The sequence below is a fragment of the Bordetella genomosp. 10 genome, from assembly GCF_002261225.1.
In the GTDB taxonomy this organism is placed as follows: Bacteria; Pseudomonadota; Gammaproteobacteria; order Burkholderiales; family Burkholderiaceae_B; genus Bordetella_C.
This window is the reverse complement of the sequence record NZ_NEVM01000002.1, coordinates 57,402-81,663: the sequence shown is the minus strand read 5'-3', so window position 1 is coordinate 81,663 and position 24,262 is coordinate 57,402. Positions and strand designations below refer to the sequence as shown.

23 protein-coding genes are annotated in these 24,262 nt (G+C 69.0%); 7 read left to right on the top strand and 16 right to left on the bottom strand.

The features are described 5' to 3' along the window. Nucleotides 1-123 precede the first annotated feature (123 nt). The 12 genes from CAL29_RS09850 to alr all read right to left on the bottom strand — a co-directional run bounded on the left by CAL29_RS09850 (nt 124) and on the right by alr (nt 12,452). Nucleotides 124-480, bottom strand: a complete 357-nt coding sequence (locus CAL29_RS09850; RefSeq protein ID WP_094852885.1) for a Spx/MgsR family RNA polymerase-binding regulatory protein — start codon at nt 478-480, stop codon at nt 124-126. Beyond that, nucleotides 477-1,280, bottom strand: coding sequence for an ABC transporter permease subunit (locus CAL29_RS09845; RefSeq protein WP_094852884.1), 804 nt, complete (start codon nt 1,278-1,280; stop codon nt 477-479). The genes CAL29_RS09850 and CAL29_RS09845 overlap by 4 nt, the downstream gene beginning before the upstream one ends. Then, entirely contained in the window at nt 1,280-2,188 is a 909-nt protein-coding gene (locus tag CAL29_RS09840; protein WP_373559725.1) for an ABC transporter permease subunit, read from the bottom strand. Before CAL29_RS09840 ends, CAL29_RS09845 begins: the two co-directional genes overlap by 1 nt. Continuing rightward, entirely contained in the window at nt 2,185-3,312 is a 1,128-nt protein-coding gene (locus CAL29_RS09835) for an ABC transporter ATP-binding protein (RefSeq protein WP_094852883.1), read from the bottom strand. The genes CAL29_RS09840 and CAL29_RS09835 overlap by 4 nt, the downstream gene beginning before the upstream one ends. 6 nt (nt 3,313-3,318) lie before the next feature. Further along, the gene (locus CAL29_RS09830; protein WP_094852882.1) at nt 3,319-4,422 is read right to left on the bottom strand and encodes a polyamine ABC transporter substrate-binding protein; all 1,104 of its coding nucleotides are present in this window, start codon (nt 4,420-4,422) and stop codon (nt 3,319-3,321) included. A gap of 95 nt (nt 4,423-4,517) precedes the next feature. Beyond that, on the bottom strand, nt 4,518-5,183 hold the full coding sequence (locus CAL29_RS09825; RefSeq protein ID WP_094852881.1) for a 3-deoxy-D-manno-octulosonic acid kinase: 666 nt from the start codon (nt 5,181-5,183) through the stop codon (nt 4,518-4,520). 40 nt (nt 5,184-5,223) lie between these two features. Next, entirely contained in the window at nt 5,224-5,652 is a 429-nt protein-coding gene (locus CAL29_RS09820; RefSeq protein ID WP_094852880.1) for a group II truncated hemoglobin, read from the bottom strand. Continuing rightward, nucleotides 5,649-8,201: an ABC transporter permease gene (locus tag CAL29_RS09815; protein ID WP_094852879.1), complete on the bottom strand. Its 2,553-nt coding sequence runs from the start codon at nt 8,199-8,201 to the stop codon at nt 5,649-5,651. The genes CAL29_RS09820 and CAL29_RS09815 overlap by 4 nt, the downstream gene beginning before the upstream one ends. 192 nt (nt 8,202-8,393) lie before the next feature. Then, nucleotides 8,394-8,594, bottom strand: coding sequence for a hypothetical protein (locus CAL29_RS09810; RefSeq protein ID WP_094852878.1), 201 nt, complete (start codon nt 8,592-8,594; stop codon nt 8,394-8,396). Between the two features lie 370 nt (nt 8,595-8,964). Beyond that, nucleotides 8,965-10,335, bottom strand: coding sequence for a DNA repair protein RadA (radA, locus tag CAL29_RS09805; protein ID WP_094852877.1), 1,371 nt, complete (start codon nt 10,333-10,335; stop codon nt 8,965-8,967). 145 nt (nt 10,336-10,480) lie between these two features. Beyond that, nucleotides 10,481-11,200, bottom strand: coding sequence for an SDR family oxidoreductase (locus tag CAL29_RS09800; protein ID WP_094852876.1), 720 nt, complete (start codon nt 11,198-11,200; stop codon nt 10,481-10,483). Nucleotides 11,201-11,306: 106 nt separating this feature from the next. Next, on the bottom strand, nt 11,307-12,452 hold the full coding sequence (alr, locus tag CAL29_RS09795) for an alanine racemase (RefSeq protein ID WP_094852875.1): 1,146 nt from the start codon (nt 12,450-12,452) through the stop codon (nt 11,307-11,309). A gap of 121 nt (nt 12,453-12,573) precedes the next feature. On the opposite strand from alr, the gene hpnC reads away from it, so the two are divergent. From hpnC to hpnE, 3 genes are all read left to right on the top strand, one after another. After that, nucleotides 12,574-13,407: a squalene synthase HpnC gene (gene hpnC / locus CAL29_RS09790; protein WP_094852874.1), complete on the top strand. Its 834-nt coding sequence runs from the start codon at nt 12,574-12,576 to the stop codon at nt 13,405-13,407. A 139-nt stretch (nt 13,408-13,546) separates the two neighbouring features. Then, a complete protein-coding gene (gene hpnD, locus CAL29_RS09785) occupies nt 13,547-14,410 on the top strand; it encodes a presqualene diphosphate synthase HpnD (protein WP_094852873.1) in 864 nt (287 codons plus the stop codon). Then, nucleotides 14,407-15,837 (top strand): hydroxysqualene dehydroxylase HpnE, encoded by a 1,431-nt coding sequence (gene hpnE, locus CAL29_RS09780; RefSeq protein WP_094852872.1) that lies wholly within the window; start codon nt 14,407-14,409, stop codon nt 15,835-15,837. Before hpnD ends, hpnE begins: the two co-directional genes overlap by 4 nt. A 26-nt stretch (nt 15,838-15,863) precedes the next feature. On the opposite strand, the gene crcB is transcribed toward hpnE, so the two are convergent. From crcB to alaC, 4 genes are all read right to left on the bottom strand, one after another. Further along, entirely contained in the window at nt 15,864-16,253 is a 390-nt protein-coding gene (gene crcB, locus CAL29_RS09775; protein ID WP_373559724.1) for a fluoride efflux transporter CrcB, read from the bottom strand. A 118-nt stretch (nt 16,254-16,371) separates the two neighbouring features. Then, entirely contained in the window at nt 16,372-17,781 is a 1,410-nt protein-coding gene (gene thrC / locus CAL29_RS09770) for a threonine synthase (protein ID WP_094852871.1), read from the bottom strand. Then, nucleotides 17,778-19,082, bottom strand: a complete 1,305-nt coding sequence (locus CAL29_RS09765) for a homoserine dehydrogenase (RefSeq protein WP_094852870.1) — start codon at nt 19,080-19,082, stop codon at nt 17,778-17,780. Before CAL29_RS09765 ends, thrC begins: the two co-directional genes overlap by 4 nt. Continuing rightward, on the bottom strand, nt 19,079-20,266 hold the full coding sequence (gene alaC, locus CAL29_RS09760) for an alanine transaminase (protein ID WP_094852869.1): 1,188 nt from the start codon (nt 20,264-20,266) through the stop codon (nt 19,079-19,081). Before alaC ends, CAL29_RS09765 begins: the two co-directional genes overlap by 4 nt. 179 nt (nt 20,267-20,445) lie before the next feature. On the opposite strand from alaC, the gene CAL29_RS09755 reads away from it, so the two are divergent. The 4 genes from CAL29_RS09755 (at nt 20,446) to pdxA (ending at nt 24,192) form a co-directional block, all read left to right on the top strand. Next, nucleotides 20,446-20,904, top strand: coding sequence for an Mth938-like domain-containing protein (locus CAL29_RS09755; RefSeq protein WP_094852868.1), 459 nt, complete (start codon nt 20,446-20,448; stop codon nt 20,902-20,904). Beyond that, nucleotides 20,904-21,368 carry a peroxiredoxin gene (locus tag CAL29_RS09750; protein ID WP_094852867.1) on the top strand — a complete coding sequence of 155 codons (465 nt, stop codon included), beginning with the start codon at nt 20,904-20,906 and terminating at the stop codon, nt 21,366-21,368. Before CAL29_RS09755 ends, CAL29_RS09750 begins: the two co-directional genes overlap by 1 nt. 54 nt (nt 21,369-21,422) lie before the next feature. Next, nucleotides 21,423-23,150 (top strand): PhoH family protein, encoded by a 1,728-nt coding sequence (locus CAL29_RS09745; RefSeq protein WP_094852866.1) that lies wholly within the window; start codon nt 21,423-21,425, stop codon nt 23,148-23,150. Nucleotides 23,151-23,214: 64 nt separating this feature from the next. After that, nucleotides 23,215-24,192 (top strand): 4-hydroxythreonine-4-phosphate dehydrogenase PdxA, encoded by a 978-nt coding sequence (gene pdxA, locus CAL29_RS09740; RefSeq protein WP_094853993.1) that lies wholly within the window; start codon nt 23,215-23,217, stop codon nt 24,190-24,192. Nucleotides 24,193-24,262 lie beyond the last annotated feature (70 nt).

Sequence of the window (24,262 nt, the reverse complement as noted above, 5' to 3'; positions counted from 1 at the left end):
ACGGTAGGCGTAGGCGGCGTCGCCGTTCGGCGCCTTCACGCCGCGCCTGCCGTCGGCGTCATCCACGTCGTCCACGTCGTCCGCGTCATCCGGATCATCCGCGTCGTCCGAGTCGTCCGCGCTTCAGGCGAACCGTTCGCCGTAGCGCTTCTCGGAAAAGCCCACCGCCGCCGTGCCGTCCGGCGTGACGCTGACGGGGCGGCGCACCAGGGCCGGGAATTCCTTGATCAGCGCCAGCCACTGCGCGTCGGTGGACGCGCCGCGGCGCTCCTCCGGCAGGGCGCGCCAGGTCATGGACGTCCGGTTGACCAGTTTTTCCCAACCGCCCAGTTGCTTGGCCCAGTCCTTCAGCAGGGCCGGCGCCACCGGATGGTCGCGGTAGTCGATGAACTCGTGGCTGACGCCATGTTCGTCCAGCCAGGTGCGCGCCTTCACGCACGTGCTGCACTGCTTGAGACCATAGAGAACGACTTGCTTCATGAAGACAGCTCCTTGCGGCGTTGCAGGCGGTTGGCGACGACCACGCAGATGCCGACGGCCAGGATGAACAAGGCCGCCAGCGCGTTGACCTCGGGCTTCAGGCCCAACCGCACCCGCGAAAAGACTTCCAGCGGCAGGGTCGTGTAGCCCGGGCCGGACAGGAAGGAAGACAGGATCACGTCGTCCAGCGACAGCGTGAAGGACAGCAGCCAGGCCGACGCCAGGGCCGGCGCGATCAGCGGCAGCGTGATGACGAAGAACACCCGCAGCGGCGTGGCGCCGAGATCCAGGGCGGCCTCCTCCAGCGAGCGGTCCAGGTCGCGCACCCGCGACTGGATGATCACCGCCACGAAGGCCATGGCGAAGGTGGTGTGGCCGACCCAGATGGTGAACACGCCATTGTCGGGCCAGCCCACCAGGCTGCGCACCTCGACGAACATCAGCAGCAGCGAAATGCCGACCACCACTTCCGGGATCACCAGCGGCGCGCTGAGCATGCCCAGGTAGAGCGAGAAGCCGCGGAAACGGCCCATGCGCGCCAGCACGTAGCCGGCCCAGGTGCCGATGACGGTGGCCGCCGTGGCCGCCAGCGCCGCCACGCGGAAAGACAGCCAGGCCGCGCTCAGCAGCGCATCGTCGTGGAACAGCGAGGCATACCACTTGAACGAGAAGCCCGACCACGCGGTCACCAACGGCGAATCGTTGAAGGAGAACACCACCAGGCTGAGGATGGGCACGTACAGGAACAGGAAGCCCAGGCCCAGCGCCAGGGCCCGCAACACGGGATTGGGACGCAGCATCACCGCCTGCCCTCCCGCGTCGCGTCGGCCTGCCGGACCTGGTTGTATTGGAACAGCGCCAGCGGCACCAGCAGCAGGAGCACCATGACGCAGGTGACCGAGGCCGCCATGGGCCAGTCGGCGTTGTTGAAGAACTCGCTCCACATCACGCGGCCCATCATCAGCGTATTGGCCCCGCCCAGCATCTCCGGGATCACGTATTCGCCCACCGCCGGAATGAAGACCAGCATGGCGCCGGCGATCACGCCCGGCCGCGACAGCGGCACGGTGATCCGCCAGAAAGCCTGCCAGGGCTTGGCGCCCAGGTCGTAGGCGGCTTCCAGCAGGCGCAGGTCCATCTTCACCAGGTTGGCGTACAGCGGCAGGATGAAGAACGGCAGATAGGAATAGACCATGCCGATATAGACCGCCAGGTCGGTGCGGTAGATCTCCAGCGGCTGGGAAATGATGCCCAGGGAGATCAGGAACTTGTTGAGCAGGCCGTCGTTGCGCAATATGCCCACCCACGCATAGACGCGCAGCAGCAGCGAGGTCCAGAACGGCAGGATCACCCCCAGCAGCAGGATGTTGCGCGTGGCGGGCGCCGAGCGGGCGATGTAGTACGCCATGGGATAGCCGATCAGCACGCAGGCCAGCGTGCTGATGGCGGCGATCTTCACCGAGTTCAGGTAGGTCGCGAAATACAGGCTGTCCGTGAACAGCAGCGCGTAGCCGCGCAGGTGCAGGCTGAACTGCAGCGCCTGGTCCTTGTACTCCAGCAGCGAGGTATAGGGCGGGATGCCGAACTGGAGATCGGCGAGGCTGATCTTCAGGACCAGCAGGAAAGGCACCAGCAGGAACAGCACCAGCCACAGGAAAGGCGGGATCACCGCCAGCGTGCGTCCCGACGGCAGCAGGCGGCGCATCATGAAGGCAGCACCGTCGCGCTGTCGGCGCCCCAACTGGCGTGGACTTCCTCGCCCACCGACGGCGCGTCGCTTTGCGCCAGCACGCGGCGCGGCACGCTGGCCTCGATCTGCGCGCCGGAATCCAGGCGGATCTGGTACAGCGCGTAGCTGCCCATCCAGGCCATGTGCGTGACCATGCCGTGCGCCCAGTTGTGCTCGGCTTGCGGGCGTTCGCGCGACACGACGATGCGCTCCGGCCGGATCGAGACGTGCACCTGCATGCCCAGGGGCTCGCTGACGCCGTGGCTGACGTAGAGCGGACGCGACAGCGCTTCGCTTTCGATGGCGACGTGATCGGGCTCGTCGACCACGATGGTGCCGGTGAACAGGTTGGTGCTGCCGATGAAGCCGGCGACGAAGCGCGAATTGGGAAACTCGTAGACGTCCTGCGGCGCGCCGCATTGGACGATCTGGCCTTCGGTCATCACGGCCAGGCGATGCGCCATGGTCATGGCCTCTTCCTGGTCGTGCGTCACCATGATGCAGGTCACGCCGACCTGCTCCAGGATACGCACCAGTTCGATCTGGGTCTTCTGGCGTATCTGCTTGTCCAGCGCCGACATCGGCTCGTCCAGCAGCAGCAGCTTGGGACGCTTGACCAGGCTGCGCGCCAGCGCCACGCGCTGCTGCTGGCCGCCGGACAACTGGTGCGGCTTGCGCCGCGCATAGCCGGCCATCTGCACCAGGTCCAGCGCCTCGAACACGCGGTCGTGGATCTCGGCGCGGTCCACGCCCTCCTGCTTCAGGCCGAAGGCGACGTTGGCCTCGACCGACATGTGCGGGAACAAGGCGTAGGACTGGAACATCATGTTGACCGGCCGCCGGTAGGGCGGCACCGCCGTGATGTCCTCGCCATCGAGCAGGATCTGGCCGGAGGTCGCTTCCTCGAAGCCCGCCAGCATGCGCAGCAGCGTCGACTTGCCGCAGCCCGAGCTGCCCAGCAGCGCGAAGATTTCGTTGCGCTTGACGTTCAGGCTGACCGAACGGACGGCGACCGTGTCGCCGAAGATCTTCACCAGGTCGGTCACCCGGACGAACTCGTCCGGATCCGCCGTGTGCTGCGCCGGATAACGGCTATCGCTCATGATGGCTTATCTTCCGGACTTCAGTTCGGCCCACATGCGGGTCTGCAAACGCAGGATGTTGACCGGTTGCGGCTTGATCACGTAAAGCGTCTTGGCGACGTCCGGGGGCGGATAGATCATGGGATTGTCCGCGACGTCCTTCACCACGTACTTGCGCGCCTCTTTATTGGCATTGGGATAGAACATGGTGTTGGTAATGGCCGCGTGCACCTGCGGGGTCTCGATGTAATTGATGAAAGCCAGCGCCTCGTCCACGTGCTGGGCGTCCTTCGGGATGGCCATCACGTCGAACCAGGCCGGCGCGCCGCCCTGGGGGATGTAGTAGTTGATGTCGTAGGGCTGCTTGGCGTCCTTGGCGCGCTTGCGCGCGATCATGACGTCGCCCGAGAAACCGTAGACCATGCACAGGTCGCCCACGGCCAGTTCGTCGATATAGCCCGACGAGCTGAACTGACGGATGTAGGGACGAATCTTCTTCAAAAGTTCCAGCGCATCCTTGTAGTCGTCCGGATTGCTGCTGTTGGGATCCTTGCCCAGGTAGTGCAGGACCGCCGGGAACACCTGCGCGGCTTCGTCCAGCATGGAGATGCCGCAATCCTTCAGCTTGGCGGCGTTCTCGGGCTTGAACAGCATGTCCCAACTGTTCAGGGGCGCGTCCTTGCCGAAGATCTGCTGGACCTTGGTGACGTTGTATCCCAGGCCGTTGGTGCCGTAGCCCCAGGGCACCAGGTACTGGTTGCCCGGGTCGACCGTGGCGACCAGCGCCATCAGGTCGGGATCCAGGTACTTCCAGTTCGGGATCTTGGACTTGTCCAGCTTCTGGAACAGGCCGCCCTGCAACTGGCGCGCGGCGTAGTGGGTGGACGGCACGACGACGTCGTAGCCGGACTTGCCGGTCAGCAGCTTGGCCTGCAGGGTGTCGTTGTTGTCGTAGACGTCGTAGCGGACCTTGATGCCGGTCGCCTTCTCGAACCCGGGGATGGTGTCGGGCGCGGTGTATTCGGCCCAGTTATAGACGTTGACGACCTTTTCCTGGGCATGGGCCGTCGTCATGACCGCGGCCGCCAGCACCGCCCCAACCGCGTAGCGGATACCCGCATTGATTTTCATCCAGGGCCCCTTGCCTTGAAAGTTTGTAGACCTGCCGCAGCCCGATTCCCCTGGCGCGCCAAAAGCAAAATGATAATGGGTTTTTACGGCCCGCGTCAGTCGGGTTGGCTGGCCATGTAGCGCCGGTAGGAGGCGGCCAGCCTGTCGTAGAAGGCCACGCCGTCCGCGCCGCCGACCTTTTCCAGGGACCGGCGCAAGCGGCGCAGGTTGCCGGCGCGGGCCGATGCCGACGCGCCGCCCTGCCGCCCCCGGTCGAAATCGATGATCCAGGCCTTGCCCTCGCCGTCGACGAGGATGTTGTAGGCGTTCAGGTCGGCGTGCCAGACGCCGGCCTGGTGCAGGCGCGCCACGGCGCCGGCCGCGGCGTCCCAGACCTCCCGGTCCAGCAGCAGGGCCAGCGGCCGCACGTCGGGCAGCCGCTCGACGATGATGGCGGCCTCGTAGACCAGGCCCCGGCGCCAATAGGCGGCCGCCACGGGCGCGGGCACCGGCAGCCCCTGGGCCGACAGCGACTCCAGCAGGCGGAACTCCATGAAGCTGCGCGTGCGGTCCGCGCCCAGCCAGACGTAGCTGCGGTCGCTGACGCGGGCGACCATGCCCCCGCGCCGGTAATGGCGCAGCACGCCCTCGCCGAAGTCGTCGCGCACGAACCACGCCGCCTGGCGGCCTCCGGCCGCCACGGCTTCGGCGCGGTCGCCATAGGCCGTGGGGTCGAACAGGTCCGGGCCGGGCCGGCAGATGCGCGCGGCGTCGTAGAGCATGGCGCCCGCGGGCGCCGCGTCCCATGCCAGATGGGCGGTGTCAACCCTCACGATTGCGCATCCAGTCCGCGGTGCCGTAGAAGGAATGCAGCAGGCGGTCCATCAAGGCCTGCTCCAGGCCCCGGTCGGCCATGGCGCGTCCCATGCAGACGACCCACTGGTCGCGCTCCCGCGTGCCGATGGAAAACGGCAGGTGGCGGGCGCGCAGCCGCGGATGGCCGAAGCGCGCCACGTAATGGTCGGGACCGCCGAAATAGCCGCACAGGAACCAGAACAGCTTGTCGCGCGCGCTGTCCAGGCTGGGGCCATGCGCGGCGCGCAGCTCGGCCAGGTCGGCGTCCATGTCCATCAGGTCGTAGAAGCGGTCGACCAGCGCCCGCACGCCGGGCTCGCCGCCGAGTTGTTCGAAGATGCTGCGCGTGTGGTCGATCGGCTCGAATATCGGTTCGACGCGCGTCGTCGTTGTCATAGTGCTTCCCGCAAGGTGACCAGCGGCGGCGTCCGCAGGACGCCGCGCAGGGCCAGGGCGCCCCCGCCCCAGGCCCCCAGCATGCCGGCCGCGAGACCAGCCAGCCAGGGCCACAGGCTGAGCGTGATACTGAAATCGAAAACGTAGCGCGACAGCGCCCAGGCCACCGCGGCGGCGCCGGCCGCGCCCAGCAGGCCGGCCAGGCCGCCCACCGCCAGCAGCTCCAGGCGCTGGGCGCGCGCCAACTGGCGCCGCGTGGCGCCCAGCGCCCGCAGCACCGCGGCCTCGCGCACGCGCTCGTCGCGCGTGGCGCTCAAGGCCGCCGCCAGCACCAGCACGCCGGCCGCCAGGGTGAACACGAACAGCAGTTGCACCGCCTGCACCACCTGGTCGAGCACGGTCTGCAACTGCTTCAGGATGGCGCCGACGTCGAAGACGGTGAGGTTGGGAAAATCGCGCACCAGCCGCGGCAGAAGCTGCGTCTGGTCGTCGGGCAGGTGGAAGGACGTGATCCAGCTCTGCGGCGCGTCGGCCAGCACCGAGGGCGACAGCATGGCGAAGAAATTCACGCGCATCGTGTCCCAGTCGACCGCGCGCAGGCTGGTGACCTCGACGTCCACGGTCTGGCCGGCGATGTCGAAGGTCAGCTTGTCGCCCATCTTCACGCCCAGGGTGGTGGCGATGCCGGACTCCATGGAGACTTCGCGCGAGACCGGCGCCATCCACTTCCCGTCGACCAGGCGGTTGTAGGACGGCATCTGCTTGTCGTAGGAGAGATTGAATTCCCGGTCCACCAGGCGCTTGGCGCGGCCGTCCTCGTAATCGGCCGCGGAGACGGCGCGGCCGTTGATGGCGACCATGCGGCCGCGGATCATGGGATAGAGATCGGCCTGCCCGATGCCGCCCTGCGCCAGCCGCTCGGCCACCGCCGCGCGCTGGTCGGGCTGGATGTTGATGAGGAAACGGTTGGGGGCGTCCGTCGGCAAGGTGCGCTGCCAGCCGGCGATCAGGTCGGTGCGCGTCATGGCCAGCAGCAGCAGGGCCATCAGGCCGATGGCGAGCGCGCAGACCTGCGTGATCGTGGCGGCGCGCCGCCGCACCACCCCGGCCAGCGCGAAGCGCAGCGCCGGCATGCCGTCGGCGGCGCCGCGCAGGCGCGCCAGCAAGGCCACGCAGAGTCCGGCCAGCACGGCGAATACCGCGAAGGCGCCCAGGAAGCCGCCGGCGATGATGGCGCCCAGCCGGGCGTTGCCGGCGAACCACCAGATCAACAGGGCGAAGCCGGCCGCGCCCACCACGTAGCCGAGCACGCTGCCGGTCCGCAGGCCGCTGTCGTCCCGCCGCAGCACGCGCGCCGGCGGCACGTGGCGCAGCCGCGCCAGCGAAGGCAGCGCGAAGCCCAGCAGCAGCCACAGGCCGGTGGCCAGGCCCTGGACGGCGGGCACCGGCGACGGCGCGGGCAAGGCGGTGTCGATCAGGCGCGCCAGCACCTGCACCAGGCCCTCGTGCACGGCGTAGCCCGCCGCGCCGCCGGCCAGCGAGGCCAGCACGCCGACCAGGATGAACTCCACCGTCAGCATGCGGGTAATGGCCGATTGCGACGCGCCCAGGCAGCGCATCACCGCCACGCCGTCGCGATGCCGCTGCATGAAGCGGTTGGCGGCCAGGGCCACCGCCACGGCGGAAATCAGCACCGCCAGCAGGGCCACCAGCGAGAGGAAACGCTGGGCGCGATCCAGCACGCGGCGCACGTCGGGCCGGCCGGATTCCACGGTGGCGATCTTCTGGCCGCGCTGCAGGTTCTCGCCCAGCCAGGCCGAGTAGGCCGCCACGGCGGGCGGATCGCCGGCCGCCAGCAGCGCATAGTCGACGCGGCTGCCCGGCGCGATCAGATGCGTGGCGGGCAGGTCGTCGGCGCGCATCATGACGCGCGGCGAGACGTTGACGAATTGCAGGCTGCGATCCGGCTCGTAGGTCACCACGCGGGCGATGCGGAAACGCGAGTCGCCGAGCGTCAAGGTGCCGCCCACCGCGACGTCGAGCATGCCCAGCAACTGCGGGTCCACCCAGACCGTGCCGGGTTCGGGCACGTCGCGCGTGGGCGTATCGGCGCCGAACGGCGCGTCGGCCGTGCGCAGGCTGCCGCGCAGCGGATAGCCCGGCTCGACGGCCTTCAAGGACACCAGTTGGGCATTGTCGCCGGCGCCCGCCATGGAGGGGAACTGCCAGGTGTGGACCAGCTTCAGGCCTTCCTGCAAGGCGCGCTGCTCGAAGGCGGGCGGCAGCGGCGCGTCGGCGTCGAGCACCACGTCGGCGCCCAGCATCTGCGCGGCGTCGCGTTCCAGCGCGCGCCCTACCCGGTCCGCCAGGAAGCCGACGCTGGTCACGGCGGCTACCGCGACGATCAAGGCGATGACCAGCAGGCGCAGCTCGCCGGCGCGGGTGTCGCGCAGGAACGCGCGCGCGCCCAGGCGCAAGGCGTGCAGGAAGCCGTGAGGGGAAGCGGGCGGCGCGGCGGAGAAAGCGGCGGCGGCGGAGGATGCGGGCATGGGCGTATCGTACCTAAACCTGACGATAGTCTGGCGCTCTGCAGTGAGAAAAAGTCCCGCCGGCCCCGTCATGCGCCGGGGGAATAAGCAAAAGAGAAAAGGCCCCGGGAAGCGTTTTTTGCCCAGAAACGGCAAAAAAAAAGGCGAAGCTTCCTCGCGAAAGCTTCGCCCTGGACCTCGGTGCCCGCGAAATTACTTGGCCGGGGTGGCGGGGGCCGTCTTGGCGGACGACTTGGCGCCGGACTTCTTGGCCTTCTTGTGCTTGTGGGTTTGCGAGGTCTTGGGCTTGGCGGTCGTCGAAGCATCGGCGGCGAAGGCCGCCGGCGCCGCGGCCAGACCGATCGTCAGCGCCGAGACGGACAGAAAAGCAGCAATGCGGGAGCGAGTGGTCATGAATGACTCCAGAATTAATAAGGCCACCGGGCCTTGATTCCACGGGCACGGCGATCTTGCCGCGTTCCCCGTACTGCGTTTGAGCAGGGAGTTCATGGAAGGTTTCATGCAAACTCAAAAAAATTTCATACCCGATGCAACGTGATGCGAATACGCGGATTTTCCGCGCTCCGCACGGGAATTACGCAGCTTCTTTAACGCCCAAGCTGTCGTTTATCTTAAAAAGAAGCCGAAAGTAAAAGCGCGGTCTTTCGAATTTGGATATTCGCCGCGGGCCGCCCGGATAATCCGCCGGCACGTTCGCGGATAATGCCGCGCATCCCGCGAATAATCGCAAAAGCCGCCGCCCTGGCCGCGCGCGGACTACCCGTCAGGCTTCCTTCAATTTATCCAGGGCGTCTTCCAGGCGGTCGCAGGCCCATACTTCCAGGCCCTCGATCGGCTGCCGCGGCGCATTGGCCTTGGGAATCAGCGCCACGTTGAAGCCCAGTTTCGCGGCCTCGCGCAGGCGTTCCTGGCCGCGCGGCGCCGGACGGATTTCGCCGGCCAGCCCCACCTCCCCGAAGGTCACCAGCCCGCGCGGCAGCGGGCGATCGCGCAAGGACGACATAATGGACAGCAGCACCGGCAAATCGGCGGCCGGCTCGCTGATGCGCACGCCGCCCACCGCGTTGACGAACACGTCCTGGTCCGAGGTCACCACGCCCGCGTGCCGGTGCAGCACCGCCAGCAGCATGGCCAGGCGGTTGCTTTCCAGGCCCACTGTCAGGCGCTTGGGATTGGGCGCGTGCGCGGCGTCGACCAGGGCCTGGATCTCCACCAGCAGCGGCCGCGTGCCTTCCTGGGTGGCCATCACGCAGGAACCCGCCACCTGGCGGTCGTGCTGCGACAGGAACAAGGCCGAGGGATTGGCCACGCCGCGCAGGCCGCGATCCGTCATCGCGAACACGCCCAGCTCGTTGACCGCGCCGAAGCGGTTCTTGAAGGCGCGCACCAGGCGGTACGAGGAATGGGTATCGCCCTCGAAATACAGCACGGTGTCGACGATGTGCTCGAGCACCCGCGGGCCCGCCAGCGCGCCGTCCTTGGTGACGTGGCCGATCATGACGATGGCGATGCCGGTCTGCTTGGCCAGGCGGGTGAGCTGGGCGGCGCATTCGCGCACCTGCGACACCGAGCCGGGCGCCGCCGTCAATTCGCTGCTGTAGAGGGTCTGGATGGAGTCGATGACCGCGACCACCGGCTGCTGTTCGGCGACGGCGGCCTGGATGGCTTCCAGCCGGATTTCCGCCAGCAGGTCGACGTTGCCCGTCGGCAGCCCCAGCCGGCGCGCGCGCAGCGCGACCTGCTCGGCCGACTCTTCGCCGGTCACGTACAGCACCTTGGCGCCGGCCGACATGGAAGCCAGCGCCTGCAGCAGCAAGGTGGACTTGCCGATGCCGGGGTCGCCGCCGATCAGCACCACCGCGCCCGCCACCAGGCCGCCGCCCAGGACGCGGTCGAATTCGTCCAGGCCGGTGGGCTGGCGCGGCACTTCGCGCGCCTCGATCTCGGCGAGGCTGCGCACCGGGCTGGCCGCCGCCAGGGGGGCATAGCGATGCTGCGCGGCGGCCGCGGAGGCCGGGCTTTCGACGGTTTCCGCCAGGGTGTTCCAGGCGTTGCAATGCGGGCACTTGCCCTGCCACTTGAGGCTGGTGCCGCCGCATTCGGCACAGACGTAGACGGTTCGGGATTTGGCCATGCCGGCAGTTTAGCGAATGCGCCTGGCCGGCGCGGCGGAGACGCGTTGAAAGGCGCGGCCGCGCGCGCGGCCAGCGTGTTTCCCGCGGGGCTGCCTCCTCATGCGCGATGGACACGCGCGCAAACGCGCGCCCGCCCCGCCGGGTTCAGCCGCGGCCGGCGATGCTGCCGCCGCCGTCCACGCCCAGCACCTGGCCGGTGATGAAACCGGCGTCGTCGGACAGCAGGAAGGCGATGGCCGCCGCCACTTCCGCCGGGCTGCCCAGGCGCTTCATGGGAATGCCGGCCAACACGCGCTTTTCCCCTTCGCTGCCGACCGGCCGGCTGGCGCGGAACAATTCGGTTTCGATGGGGCCCGGCGCGACGGCGTTGACCGTGACGCCGTAGTCGGCCAGTTCCAGCGCCCAGGTCTGCGTGCAACCGACCAGCGCGGCCTTGGCCGCCGAATAGCTGGTGCGCTCCTGGCTGCCGTGGATGGCGCGGCTGACCACGTTGACGATGCGGCCCGAACGGCGCGCCTTCATCGATTCGACGAAGGCCTGCACCACCTGCACGGCCACGCGCACGTTCAGGTCCAGCACGTTGTAGAGCGAGGCCAGTTCCACCGAGCCCAAGGGCTGGGGCAGCACCAGGCCGACGTTGTTGACGATGGCGTCGACGGGGAATTTTTCGCGGATCTCGCGCAGCACGTCCTCGGTCTTGCCGGCATCGGCCAGGTCGCAGGCGTATAGATAACCCGGGAAATCGACGTCATTGGTATGCCGGGCGATTCCCACCACGTGACAGCCCATATCGGCCAGACGGCGGGTAAGCGCCCAGCCTATGCCCTTGGTGGCGCCGGTGACCAGCACGCATTTGTCTTTCATGGGAACAACCTCGAATCTGCATTGAAGAGAAGTCCCAAGTAGACACCATCCGGGCCCCGGCTGTCTTGCTTTTGCCCCGCTACGCCGGGCCGCTGCTTTCACCGTGTTACGGCACGACCTGGAGCGGCACCCGCGGCGCCAGGGCGCATAACAATTCGTACCCGATTGTTCCGGCCGCCTGGGCCACTTCGTCGACCGCCGGGCCGCCCTCGCCCCACAGCACCACCGGCGCGCCGATGCCGGCCGCCGGCGCCGGCGTCAGGTCGACCGCCAGCATGTCCATGGAAACGCGGCCCAGCAGGCGCGTGCGCACGCCGGCCACCGTGACCGGCGTGCCGGTGCCGGCATGGCGCGGGTAGCCGTCGGCGTAGCCGCAGGCCACCACGCCCACGCGCAGCGGCCCCTCGGCGCGGAACAGGCCGCCGTAGCCCACGGCGTCGCCGGCCCGCAGTTCCTGCACGCCGATGAGGCGCGAGGCCAGGGTCATGGCCGGACGCAGGCCGAAGCTGTCGGCGCCGGCGTCGGCGAAAGGCGTGCCGCCATACAGGCAGATGCCGGGGCGCACCCACGCGCCGTGGTCGTCGCGCGCCAGCGAGACGGCGGGATAGCGCAGGGTGGCCGCGGAATTGGAGACGCTGACCGGGCCGGGCAGGCCTTCGGTGACGCGGTCGAACACCGCCATCTGGGCCGCGATGCCCTCCGGGCCGTCGGCGTTGGCGAAGTGCGTCATCTTGCCGACGCTGTTCAGCACGCCGTCGTCGCGCATGCGCAGGGCCGAGCGATAGGCGGCGCGATAGGCGTCCGGCGCGAACCCCAGCCGGTTCATGCCGGAGTTGAGCTTCATGAAGATGTCCAGCCGGCGCGAGCGGCGGCCTTCGGCCAGGATGGCCAACTGGTCCGCATGGTGCACGGCGGTGGTCAGGTGGTAGCGGTCCAGCACCTCCACGTCGGCCGGCTCGAAAAAGCCTTCCAGCAGCAGGATGGGGCCGCCCCAGCCGGCCTCGCGGCAGCGCACCGCTTCGTTCAGGTCCAGCATGGCCAGGCCCTGGGCCTGCCGGAAACCGCGCACCGCCGGTTCGATGCCGTGGCCGTAGGCGTTGGCCTTGATCACGGCCCAGATAGAAGGCGGCGCCAGGGGCTGGCCCTGCGCCGCCGTGGCGGCCAGCGCGGCCTGGTGGAGATGGTTGCGGACGACGTCGAGATTGTGCGCGAGGGCGTCGACGGAAATCGTGGCGTGGATAGGGCGTGGCATGGCGGGCGGCGGAGGACGATCGCCAGCTTGGCGACCGGCGTTAGTCTACCCGATGCCTCGCGGCGGCCTCACTAAAATAGCGGCGATTCCATTGCGGCGATTTTGCGCAGTATCCCTCTCCATGTCCGTCGATCATTACGAAAACTTTCCCGTCGCCTCCATCCTGCTGCCGCGCCGCCTGCGCGGGGCGGTCGCCGACATCTACCGCTACGCGCGCAGCGCCGACGATATCGCCGACGAGGGCGAGGCCACGGATGCGCAGCGGCTCGCCGAACTGGCCGCCTATCGGGCGGAGCTGCACCGCATCGCCGGCGCGGGCGGCCCGGCCGAGGAACGGCTGGCGCCGGTATTCGCGCCGCTGGCGGCGACCATCGCCCGCCACCAGTTGCCCATCACGCCCTTCCTCGACCTGCTGTCGGCCTTCGAGCAGGACGTGACGGTCAAGCGCTACCCCGACGAAGCCGCCCTGCTCGACTATTGCGCCCGCTCCGCCAACCCGGTCGGCCGGCTGATGCTGCATCTCTATGGCGTGTCCGACGCCGAGGCGCTGCGCCAGTCCGACGCCATCTGCACCGGCCTGCAACTGGTCAATTTCTGGCAGGACGTCCGCGTCGACTGGCGCAAGGACCGCGTCTACCTGCCGCAGGACGCCCTGCGGCGCCACGGCGTCGGCGAGGAAGACCTGGCGGCCTGCCGCCTGACGCCGCAATGGCAGGCGCTGCTGGGCGCCCAGGTAGCGCGGGCGCGGGCGCTGTTACACTCCGGGGCGCCGCTGACCCGGCGCCTGCCCGGCCGTATCGGCCTGGAGCTGCGCCTGGTGGTGCAAGGCGGGCTGCGCATCCTGGAACGTATCGAGCAGGCCCGCTACGATGTGTTCATGAATCGCCCGGAACTGGGCGCGCGCGACTGGTGCGTCATGCTGTGGCGCGCCTTGTTCGTGCGGACCGCCGCCTGAACGGCGGCGCGTTTCGTCCCCGTTCCGCCTGGTATTCCGCCGTGCCGCGGCTTTCCCTACGCCCCGCATGCCCCCGGCATGCACCGATTCCTAACGTTACCGCCGACAGGGGCATCGGCCCCGCCCCTGCCCGACCGACATGACTCCCGACGAATACTGCCAGGACAAGGCCGCCAAGAGCGGGTCCAGTTTCTACTACGCTTTCCTGTTCCTGCCCCCGGAACGGCGGCGCGCCATCGTCGCGATGTACGCGTTCTGCCGCGAGGTGGACGACGTGGTCGACGAGGTCAGCGACGTTTCGGTGGCGCGCATCAAGCTGGCCTGGTGGCGCACCGAGATCGACCGCATGTTCGGCGGCGCGCCCGACCATCCGGTGACGCGCGCGCTGGAGCCGCACCTGCAGCCCTACGGGATTACGCGCGAGCGCCTGCTGGCGGTGATCGACGGCATGGAGATGGACCTGGACCAGACGCGCTACCTGGACTGGCCCGGCCTGCGCAAATACTGTTGGCACGCGGCCGGCGTGGTGGGCGAACTGTCGGCCTCGATTTTCGGCTACGGCGATCCGGCGACGCTGGAGTACGCGGAGAAGCTGGGCCTGGCGTTCCAGATGACCAATATCATCCGCGACGTCGGCGACGATGCGCGGCGCGGGCGCATCTACCTGCCCATCGACGAACTGCAGCGCTTCGGCGTGAAGGCGGCGGACATCCTCAACGGCAAGTATTCCGAGGGCTTCCCGGCGCTGATGGCGTTCCAGGCGCAGCGCGCCCGCGAGCTCTACCGCGAGGCCATGCGCGCGCTGCCGGAATCCGACCGGCGCGCCCAGCGGCCGGGGCTGATGATGGCCGCCATCTACCATGCCCTGCTCGACGAAATCGAGCGCGACGACTGGCAGGTGCTGCACCAGCGGATTTCGCTGACGCCGCTGCGCAAGCTGTGGCTGGCGTGGAAGACGTGGGTCAGCGGCGGCCGCGGGCTGGTGCGGCGCCTGGCGCGATGAAAACGCCGGCCGCGCGCCGGGTCGCCGTGGTCGGCGCCGGCTGGGCGGGCCTGGCGGCGGCGGTGGCGCTGCATGACCGCGGCTGGGCGGTCACCGTGCTGGAGGCCGGGCGCACGCCGGGCGGGCGCGCCCGGCGCGTCGCGCATCCGGACTTCGACGCGCCCTTGGATAACGGCCAGCACATCCTGCTGGGCGCCTACACCGACACCCTGGCCCTGATGCGGCGCCTGGGCCGCGATCCCGCCCGCCTGCTCGCGCGGCTGCCGCTGGCCTTGGCCAGCCTGGACGGCGCCTTCCGGCTGCGCGCGCCGCGCCTGCCGGCGCCGTTGCACGCGGCCGCCGCGTTGCTGGGCGCGCGCGGGCTGGACGGCGCCGCGCGCGGGGCGGCCTTGCGGCTGATGCTGGCCCTGCGGCGCGCGCGGTGGGAAGCGCCGGCGGCCGACAGCGTGGCCGCCCTGCTGGCGCGGCATGGGCAGCCGGAAAGCGCCGTGCGGTGGCTGTGGGAGCCGCTGTGCCTGGCGGCCTTGAACACGCCGGCGGCGCAAGCCGACGCCCGGCTGTTCGCCCACGTCCTGCGCGACAGCCTGGCCGGCCGGCGCGCCGCCTCGGATCTCCTGCTGCCGCGCGCCGATCTGTCCGCGCTGTGGCCCGACGCCGCCGCGGCCCTGTGCGAGGTGCGCTATGGCGTGACGGTGCGTTCCGTCGAACCCGCCGCGCGCGGCGTGCGGATCGACGGCGATGCCTATGACGCCGCCGTCCTCGCCGTTCCGCCCGCCAACGCCGCGCGCCTGCTGGGCGCGGCGCTCGGCGATGATTTCGGCGATGATTTCGGCGATGCTCTCGGTGATGCGCTCGGCAATGACAATGCGGCGCATGCCAGCGCGGCGCGCCCTGGCGGTCCGGAGCACGACGACGACCTGGCTGCGCGGCTGGCCGGGTTCGAATACTCCCCCATCGCGACGCTGAATCTGCGACTGGCCGCGCCGTGGCGGCTGCCCATGCCGATGATGATGCTGCGCGAGGACGCGGCGCGCGGGCATGACGGCCAATGGCTGTTCGACCGCGCCGCGCTGGCGAACGATCCGGCGCGCGGGGAATTGTCGGTGGTGGTCAGCGCGGCGTCGCGCCTGGCCGGGCGCCTGGCGCGGGACGGCCGCGACGCGGTCGTGGCCGCGCTCATCGAACAGGTGCGCGAACAGGCCGCGCGCGGCGGCCTGCCGGCCCTGCCCGGCGTGGCGCGCGCGGAACTGCTGGTCGACAAGCGCGCCACCTTTCTCGCCACGCCGGGCCAGGCGCGGCCGGGCAACGCCACGGCGTGGCCCACGCTATGCCTGGCGGGCGACTGGACCGACACCGGCTACCCCGCCGTCCTGGAAGGCGCCGTGCGCAGCGGCCAACGCGCCGCGGCATTGATCGCGGGCGCTTAAGGGTCAGGGTCAGGGGCAGACGCTGATCAGGCCAGGGCCCGGACGGTGAACAGGCCCGCCGCCGTCAGCAGGAGCGAGCCGGCCAGGCTGACGCCCGCGTACAGCACGGCGGCGCCGTATTGGCCGCGTTCGAGCATGCCCACGGTTTCCGCCGAAAAGGTCGAGAAGGTCGTCAGGCCGCCCAGGAAACCCGTGATGCAGGCCAGCCGCACCCAGGCGGGCCAATCGGGATGCGCCGCGACCAGGGCCACCATGACGCCGATCGCATAGCCGCCGCCGAGGTTGGCGGCCACCGTGCCCATAGGGAAGGACTCATGGCGGTTCAACGCCAGCGCGAGCAGCCAGCGCAGCCATGCTCCCAGGGCGGCCCCCAGGCCGATGGCGAGGAAATTCAATGGCGATAGCACCGGCAGCATGTCGATCCCTTGTCGAGCGCGAAGCCCCCATTATCGCCAGCGCGCGCCCTCCGTCAACGGCGGCGCCGCGGGGGCCTTGGTCCCGGCTTGCCCGCCGAAGACTTGCCGGCACGCGCCCCTATAGCGCCGCGTGCTCCCGCACGTAGCGCCGCACCGCTTCCACGTCGTTGTCCATCACCTGGACCCGCTGCGGCAGCGATTCCAGGCCCGCCAGCGCGGCCGGCGGCGGCGCCGGGCGGCCCAGCGCCGCCTCGATGGTCTCGGAGAACTTGGCCGGCAGGGCCGTCTCCAGCACCAGCATGGGAATGCCGGGTTCGACGAAGGCGCGCGCCACCTTCACGCCGTCGGCGGTATGCGGATCGATCAGCACGCCGCAGGCGTCGTAGGTCGCGCGTATGGTCGCCAGGCGGTCGGCGTGCGAACTGGCGCCGGCCACGAAACCGTACTTGTCGGCGAACTCGCCCAGGTGGCCCGACAGGTCGAAATACCCGTCCGCCGCCAACTGGCTCCACAAGGCCTTGACGCGGGCGCCGTCGGCGCCGACCAGGTCGAAGATGAAGCGCTCGAAATTGGACGCGCGCGAAATATCCATCGACGGGCTGGACGTCGCATGGGTCTGCTGCGCCGAGCGCGGACGATAGATGCCGGTGCGGAAGAATTCCTCCAGCACGTTGTTCTCGTTGGTCGCCAGCACCAGGCGGCGGATCGGCAGGCCCATGCGGCGGGCGATGTGGCCGGCCAGGATGTTGCCGAAGTTGCCCGACGGCACCGCGAACGACACCTGTTCGCCGGCCTGGGTGGTGGCGCGCAGCCAGCCGTGCACGTAGTACACGATCTGGGCGGCGATGCGCCCCCAGTTGATCGAGTTGACCGCGCCCAGGTGGCAGGCCGCCTTGAATTCCAGGTCGCCAGCCAGGGCCTTGACGATGTCCTGGCAATCGTCGAACACGCCGCGCACGGCGATGTTGTGGATGTTGGCGTCCTGCAGCGAATACATCTGCGCGCGCTGGAAGGCGCTCATGCGGCCATGCGGCGAGAGCATGAACACCGAGATGCCCTTCTTGCCGCGCAGCGCGTATTCCGCCGCCGAACCGGTGTCGCCCGAGGTCGCGCCCAGGATGTTGAGCGTGGTGCCCCGCTTGGCCAGCACGTATTCGAAGGCCTGGCCCAGGAACTGCATGGCCATGTCCTTGAACGCCAGCGTCGGGCCTTCGGACAAGCCCAGCAGGCTCAGCTTGCCGTCCAGCGGACGCAGCGGCACGATGTCCTCGCTGCCGAAGATGCGCGCCGTATAGGCGGCATGCGTCAGGCGGCGCAGGTCGTCGGCGGGAATGTCGGTGATGAACAGCGACAGCACCTCGAAGGCCAGGTCGGCGTAGGACAGGCCGCGCCAGGCTTCCAGTTGCGCGGCCGTCAGCTTGGGCAGCGCCTGCGGAACCGCCAGGCCGCCGTCCGGCGCCAGGCCTTCGAGCAGGATGTCGGAGAACGGCTGCGGCGTCATGCCGCCGCGGGTGGAAACGTAGTTCATGCCAGGGTCTCCATGCGGATGCGCGTCACCTTGGAACGGACGAAAGGCAGCGCCTCGATGCGGGCGATGGCCTGGTTGACGTCGCCCTCCACCGCTTCATGCGTCAGGAAGATGATGTCGGCGCCGCCGATGATCGAGGGCTGCTGGATCATGGAGCCGATGGAAATCGAGCGCTCCGCCAGCACGCGGGCGATATCGGCCAGCACGCCGGGCTGGTCGTCCACCCGCAGGCGCAGGTAATAGGAGGTCGATACCTTCTCGATCGGCAGGATGGGCGTGTCCGACATGGCATCCGGCTGGAAGGCCAGGTGCGGCACGCGGTTGCCCGGATCGGCGGTGTGCAGGCGGGTCACGTCGACCAGGTCGGCCACCACGGCCGAGGCGGTGGGCTCCTCGCCCGCGCCCTGGCCGTAATACAGCGTCGGGCCGACGGCGTCGCCGCGCACCAGCACGGCGTTCATCGGGCCTTCCACGTTGGCCAGCAGGCGCGTGCTGGGCACCAGCGCCGGATGCACGCGCAGCTCGATGCCCTCGGGCCGGCGGCGGGTGATGCCCAGCAGCTTGATGCGGTAGCCCAGGCGTTCGGCGTGGGCGATGTCTTCCTGCGCCAACTGCGAGATGCCTTCGATGTAGGCCTTGTCGAACTGCACCGGCACGCCGAAAGCCAGCGAGGCCAGCAGCGTCAGCTTGTGCGCGGCGTCCACGCCCTCGACGTCGAAGGTGGGATCGGCCTCGGCGTAGCCCAGGCGCTGCGCCTCGGCCAGGACCTCGGCGAAGGGCAACCCGCGGCTGCGCATTTCCGACAGGATGAAGTTGGTGGTGCCGTTGATGATGCCGGCCACCCACTGGATGCGGTTGGCGGTCAGGCCTTCGCGTATCGCCTTGATGATGGGGATGCCGCCGGCCACGGCGGCCTCGAAGGCCACCATCACGCCGCGCTCGGAAGCGGCGGCGAAGATTTCGTTGCCGTGCTTGGCCAGCAGCGCCTTGTTGGCGGTGACCACGTGCTTGCCCTGCGCGATGGCCTCCAGGACCAGTTCGCGCGCCAGCGTATCGCCGCCGATCAGCTCGACCACGATATCGATGCCGGGGTCGCGCACCACGTCGTGGGGATTGGTGGTGATCGTCGCGCCGCCGCCCACGCGGCTGGCCGCCTTGGCCGTATCGCGCACGGCGATATGGGTGACTTCGATGCGCCGGCCGGCGCGTCGCGCGATTTCTTCCGCGTTGCGCGACAGCACCGTCCAGGTGCCACCGCCCACCACGCCAAGGCCCAGCAGGCCTACCTTCATGGGATTCATTTCAGCAATCCGTCCTTGCGGAACATTTCCTTAATGCCGCGCACGGCCTGGCGCGTGCGTTGCTCGTTTTCGATCAGGGCGAAGCGGACGTACTCGTCGCCGTATTCGCCGAAACCTATGCCAGGCGAGACCGCCACCTTGGCGTCGGCCAGCACCCGCTTGGAGAATTCCAGCGAGCCCATGGCCCGGTAGGGCTCGGGAATCCGTGCCCATATATACATGGAGGCCTTGGGGATCTCCACGTCCCAGCCGGCTTCGCGCAGGCCGCGGGCCAGCACGTCGCGACGGCTGCGATACTGCTCGACCACTTCGTTGACGCAGTCCTGCGGCCCTTCCAGCGCGGCGATGGAAGCCACCTGGATGGGCGTGAACGTGCCGTAGTCGTGATAGCTCTTGATGCGCGCGAGCGCGTGCACCAGTTCGCGGTTGCCCACCATGAAGCCGACCCGCCAGCCGGCCATGTTGTAGCTCTTGCTCATGGTGAAGAATTCCACCGCCACGTCGCGCGCGCCCGGCACCTGCATGATGGACGGCGCCACGTAGCCGTCGAAGCAGATGTCGGCGTAGGCCAGGTCGTGCACCACCAGGATGTCGTGCTCCCGGGCCAGCGCCACCACCCGCTCGAAGAAGGACAGGTCCACGCACTGCGCGGTGGGGTTGCTGGGAAAGCCCAGCACCATCATCCTGGGCTTGGGAATAGACTCGCGCACCGCGCGCTCCAGTTCCTCGAAGAAGTCCACGCCCGGGGTCATGCGCACCGAGCGGATATTGGCGCCGGCGATCACCGCGCCATAGATATGGATGGGATAGCTGGGGTTGGGCACCAGCACGGTGTCGCCGCGGTCCAGCGTGGCCAGCATCAGGTGCGCCAGGCCTTCCTTGGAGCCGATGGTGACGATGGCTTCGGCGTCGGGATCGATGTCCACCGCGTAGCGGCGCTGGTACCAGTTCGAGATCGCCTTGCGCAGGCGCGGAATGCCCTTGGACACCGAATAGCCGTGCGTGTCGGGCCGGCTGGCGGCCTCGACCAGCTTTTCGACGATATGGGCCGGCGTGGCGCCGTCCGGATTCCCCATGGACATGTCGATGATGTCCTCGCCCCGGCGCCGCGCCGCCATTTTCAGCTCGCCCGTAATATTGAATACGTACGGCGGCAGGCGCTCGATGCGCGGGAACTTCCTCATGGCGAAAATCCTTGGGGCGGGGAGGGATACAAGGCGGAACCCGATAATCTAGCCTAACGCGGCCCCCTGGGCAAATTGGACGGAACGGGAGCCTTCCCCCGCGATTTCCCCTGTCTATCCCGCACAACATGCCGGCATCCCGATGCGCTATCATCCACCCAACAAGCCGGAGCCATTTATTGAAGCTGCATACTGATCCTGCGTCGGCTGCCTTGAATACCGTCACCGCCTACGGCGACGGCTATATCGAAGTCAACCAGGTACGCTTTTCCCACGCGGTCGCCTTCGGCCCCGAAGGCCCGGTCGCCCACTGGCCGGTCCAGGCGCCCGACCAGATCACCCCCCAACTCTTGCGCCAGGCCGCCGGGCTGCCCGAAGCGGCGCGCGATCCCCTGGCCTTCCTGGACGAGGCCGAAGGCGCCCCGGCGCCCTTGCCGCCGAACGCGCCCGAGGTGCTGCTCATCGGCACCGGCGCGCGCCAGCGCTTCCTGCCGCCCCAGGTGCTGGGGCCGCTGCTGACGGCCGGGGTCGGGATCGAGGTCATGGACACCCAGGCCGCCGCCCGGACTTACAACATTCTGATGTCAGAAGGCCGCCGCGTCGTCGTCGCCCTGATTCCGCAAGGAGAATCGACCTGATGAAACCCATCATCGGCAAGCCCGCACCGCTTTTCACCGCCGAGAGCACCATCGGCCCCGTCAGTCTCGAACAGTGCCGCGGACGCGCCGTTGTCCTCTATTTCTATCCCAAGGACAACACGCCCGGCTGCACCACGGAAAGCCAGGATTTCCGCGACCTGCACGCCGACTTCCTGGCGGCGAGCTGTATCGTGCTGGGCATTTCGCGCGACACGCTGAAGTCGCACGAGAACTTCCGCTGCAAGTACGACCTGCCCTTCCCCCTCATCGCCGATGCCGACGAGACCGTCTGCAACCTGTTCGGCGTCATCAAGCAGAAAAACATGTATGGCAAACAGGTGCGCGGCATCGAACGCAGCACCTTTCTCATCGATGCCTATGGTTTGCTGGTCCAGGAGTGGCGCGGCGTGAAGGTGCCGGGCCATGCCAAGGAAGTTCTGCAGGCTGCCAAGAGTATTGGTTGATTCGTTGCCGGCGCGCTTCGCCCGCCGCCGGCCACCCACAGGAGAGTGACGCTTATGCCGCTTCCGAAGTTGCCCACCCGCCCCGCCGCTATCCTGACTTTCCCCACGGGCGAAGCCGCCCGGCCGGCCGCGCCCGCGGCCGCCGAAGTCGCCACCCTGCAGCCCGAGCTGGAGGGCATCTCGCCCGCTCGCGCCGGCAAGAGCGGCGCCGCCGCCCCCGCCCGGCAGCCGGCCGCGCGCAAGACCGCCGCCCGCAAGACTGCCGGCGCCGCGGCGCCGGCCCCGGTGGTCGAGGCCGTGCCGGCGCCCCTGGCCGCCGCGCCGGCCGCCGTGCCGACGCCTATCGTCAAGGCGACAGGCAAGAGCGAGGGCAAATCGCGCCCCCGCGCCGAGAGCGAGCCGCGCAAGCTGTTCGTGCTGGACACCAACGTGCTGCTGCACGATCCCACGTCCATCTTCCGCTTCGAAGAGCACGACATCTTCCTGCCGATGATGACGCTGGAAGAGCTGGACCACCAGAAGAAGGGCATGTCGGAAGTGGCCCGCAATGCGCGCCAGGTCAGCCGCTCGCTGGACCACCTGGTGGCCGAGGCCGGCCAGCAACTGGACCGGGGCCTGCCGCTGAACGCGCTGGGCAACAAGGACGCCAGCGGGCGCCTGCTGTTCCAGACCACAGCCATCCACAGCACCCTGCCGTCGGACCTGCCCATGGGCAAGGCCGACAACCAGATCCTCGGCGTGGTGCGCGCCCTGCAGGAGAAATACACCGAGCGCGAAGTGGTGCTGGTGTCCAAGGACATCAACATGCGCCTGAAGGCGCGCGCCCTGGGCATGGCGGCGGAGGACTACTTCAACGACCACGTGCTGGAAGACTCCGACCTGCTCTACACCGGCGTCATGCCGCTGCCGGAGGACTTCTGGAACAAGCACGGCAAGGACGTCGAATCGTGGCAGCAGGGCGGCACCACGTTCTACCGCGTCCACGGCCCCCTGTGCGCCCAGTTCGTGGTCAACCAGTTCGTCTACTTCGAAGGCCAGATGCCGCTGTACGCGCAGGTGCGCGAGGTCAACGGCAAGACGGCGGTGCTGGCGACGCTGCGCGACTATACCCACGGCAAGAACAACGTCTGGGGCATCACCGCGCGCAACCGCGAACAGAATTTCGCCCTCAACCTGCTGATGAACCCGGATATCGATTTCATCTCCCTGCTGGGCCAGGCCGGCACCGGCAAGACCCTGCTGGCCCTGGCGGCCGGCCTGACGCAGGTGCTGGAGACCAAGCGCTACACGGAAATCATCATGACCCGCGTCACCGTGCCGGTGGGCGAGGACATCGGTTTCCTGCCGGGCACGGAAGAGGAAAAGATGCTGCCGTGGATGGGGGCGCTGGAGGACAACCTGGACGTGCTCAACATGGGCGACGGCGAAGGCAACAACGACTGGGGCCGTGCCGCCACCATGGACCTGATCCGTTCGCGCATCAAGGTGAAGTCCCTGAACTTCATGCGCGGCCGCACCTTCCTGAACAAGTACCTGATCATCGACGAGGCGCAGAACCTGACGCCCAAGCAGATGAAGACGCTGGTCACCCGCGCCGGCCCCGGCACCAAGGTGATCTGCCTGGGCAACATCGCCCAGATCGACACCCCCTACCTGACTGAGGGCAGCTCGGGCCTGACCTACGTCGTCGACCGCTTCAAGGGCTGGCCGCATTCGGGGCACGTGACCCTGCAGCGCGGCGAGCGTTCGCGCCTGGCCGACTACGCGGGGGACGTCCTCTGATGTCCGGACCGCGCGCAACGCCGTGAATACCGCAGCCTCCCGCTTCCTGCCGCTGGGCATCACCATGGGCGATGCCGCCGGCATCGGCCCGGAAATCATCGTCAAGGCCTATGCCCAGGGCCTGGGCGCGCCGGCCGTGGTCTACGGCGACGCCGGCACGCTGCGGCGCGCCGCGGCCTTGCTGGGCGCGCGGCTGGAGGTGGCGGAAATCGCGGCGCCCGCCGAGGCCGCGTCCTGCGCGGCCGGCGTCATCCCGGTCATCGCCTGTTCGCCCGCCCTGCCCGCCGACCTGCCCGCCGGCAAGGTCAGCGCGGCGGCCGGCCGCGCGGCCTACGACTACGTCTGCGCCGCCATCGACGACGCCAAGGCCGGCCGCATCCGCGCCATCGTCACGGCGCCGTTGAACAAGGAATCCATGAACGCCGGCGGCGCCGATTATCCGGGCCACACGGAGATCCTGGCGGAACGGTCCGGCACGCGCGATTTCGCGATGATGCTGGCCAACCGCGAGCTGCGCGTCCTGCTGGTGACCATCCACGTGGCGCTGGCCGACGTCTTCGCCGGCATTACGCGCGCGGCCGAGCTGCGCGCCATGCGGCTGGCCGACCTCGCCTGCCGCCAGATGGGCATCGCCCGCCCGCGCGTTGCCGTGGCCGGCCTGAATCCGCACGCCGGCGAGAACGGCAAGTTCGGCCGCGAGGACCTGGACGTCATCGCCCCGGCCATCGCCGACGCGCGCGCCGAGGGCATCGACGCCAGCGGCCCCTGGCCCGGCGATACCGTCTTCATGCGGGCGCGGCGCGGCGACTTCGACATCGTGGTGGCGCAGTACCACGACCAGGGCCTGATCCCGGTCAAGTACCTGGGCGTGGACGAAGGCGTCAACGTCACCATCGGCCTGCCCTTCGTGCGCACCAGCGTGGACCACGGCACCGCCTTCGACATCGCCTGGCGCGGCGTGGCCGACCACGGCTCCCTGATCACGGCCTTCGACCTGGCGCTGGCGATGACGCCGCAGGACGCGGACGCGGCATCCACCTAGCACCCAGGCCGGCCGCGGGCCGGAACCCGGCGGCCAGCGCCCGCGCGTTTTGGGCGGCGGGCCGCCCGCA

Bases quoted from the DNA above. Each gene is read 5' to 3' on its own strand.
- CAL29_RS09850 (WP_094852885.1), bottom strand. From the start codon at position 480: ATGAAGCAAGTCGTTCTCTATGGTCTCAAGCAGTGCAGCACGTGCGTG.
- CAL29_RS09845 (WP_094852884.1), bottom strand. From the start codon at position 1,280: ATGCTGCGTCCCAATCCCGTGTTGCGGGCCCTGGCGCTGGGCCTGGGC.
- CAL29_RS09840 (WP_373559725.1), bottom strand. From the start codon at position 2,188: ATGATGCGCCGCCTGCTGCCGTCGGGACGCACGCTGGCGGTGATCCCG.
- CAL29_RS09835 (WP_094852883.1), bottom strand. From the start codon at position 3,312: ATGAGCGATAGCCGTTATCCGGCGCAGCACACGGCGGATCCGGACGAG.
- CAL29_RS09830 (WP_094852882.1), bottom strand. From the start codon at position 4,422: ATGAAAATCAATGCGGGTATCCGCTACGCGGTTGGGGCGGTGCTGGCG.
- CAL29_RS09825 (WP_094852881.1), bottom strand. From the start codon at position 5,183: ATGCTCTACGACGCCGCGCGCATCTGCCGGCCCGGCCCGGACCTGTTC.
- CAL29_RS09820 (WP_094852880.1), bottom strand. From the start codon at position 5,652: ATGACAACGACGACGCGCGTCGAACCGATATTCGAGCCGATCGACCAC.
- CAL29_RS09815 (WP_094852879.1), bottom strand. From the start codon at position 8,201: ATGCCCGCATCCTCCGCCGCCGCCGCTTTCTCCGCCGCGCCGCCCGCT.
- CAL29_RS09810 (WP_094852878.1), bottom strand. From the start codon at position 8,594: ATGACCACTCGCTCCCGCATTGCTGCTTTTCTGTCCGTCTCGGCGCTG.
- radA (WP_094852877.1), bottom strand. From the start codon at position 10,335: ATGGCCAAATCCCGAACCGTCTACGTCTGTGCCGAATGCGGCGGCACC.
- CAL29_RS09800 (WP_094852876.1), bottom strand. From the start codon at position 11,200: ATGAAAGACAAATGCGTGCTGGTCACCGGCGCCACCAAGGGCATAGGC.
- alr (WP_094852875.1), bottom strand. From the start codon at position 12,452: ATGCCACGCCCTATCCACGCCACGATTTCCGTCGACGCCCTCGCGCAC.
- hpnC (WP_094852874.1), top strand. From the start codon at position 12,574: ATGTCCGTCGATCATTACGAAAACTTTCCCGTCGCCTCCATCCTGCTG.
- hpnD (WP_094852873.1), top strand. From the start codon at position 13,547: ATGACTCCCGACGAATACTGCCAGGACAAGGCCGCCAAGAGCGGGTCC.
- hpnE (WP_094852872.1), top strand. From the start codon at position 14,407: ATGAAAACGCCGGCCGCGCGCCGGGTCGCCGTGGTCGGCGCCGGCTGG.
- crcB (WP_373559724.1), bottom strand. From the start codon at position 16,253: ATGCTGCCGGTGCTATCGCCATTGAATTTCCTCGCCATCGGCCTGGGG.
- thrC (WP_094852871.1), bottom strand. From the start codon at position 17,781: ATGAACTACGTTTCCACCCGCGGCGGCATGACGCCGCAGCCGTTCTCC.
- CAL29_RS09765 (WP_094852870.1), bottom strand. From the start codon at position 19,082: ATGAATCCCATGAAGGTAGGCCTGCTGGGCCTTGGCGTGGTGGGCGGT.
- alaC (WP_094852869.1), bottom strand. From the start codon at position 20,266: ATGAGGAAGTTCCCGCGCATCGAGCGCCTGCCGCCGTACGTATTCAAT.
- CAL29_RS09750 (WP_094852867.1), top strand. From the start codon at position 20,904: ATGAAACCCATCATCGGCAAGCCCGCACCGCTTTTCACCGCCGAGAGC.
- CAL29_RS09745 (WP_094852866.1), top strand. From the start codon at position 21,423: ATGCCGCTTCCGAAGTTGCCCACCCGCCCCGCCGCTATCCTGACTTTC.
- pdxA (WP_094853993.1), top strand. From the start codon at position 23,215: ATGGGCGATGCCGCCGGCATCGGCCCGGAAATCATCGTCAAGGCCTAT.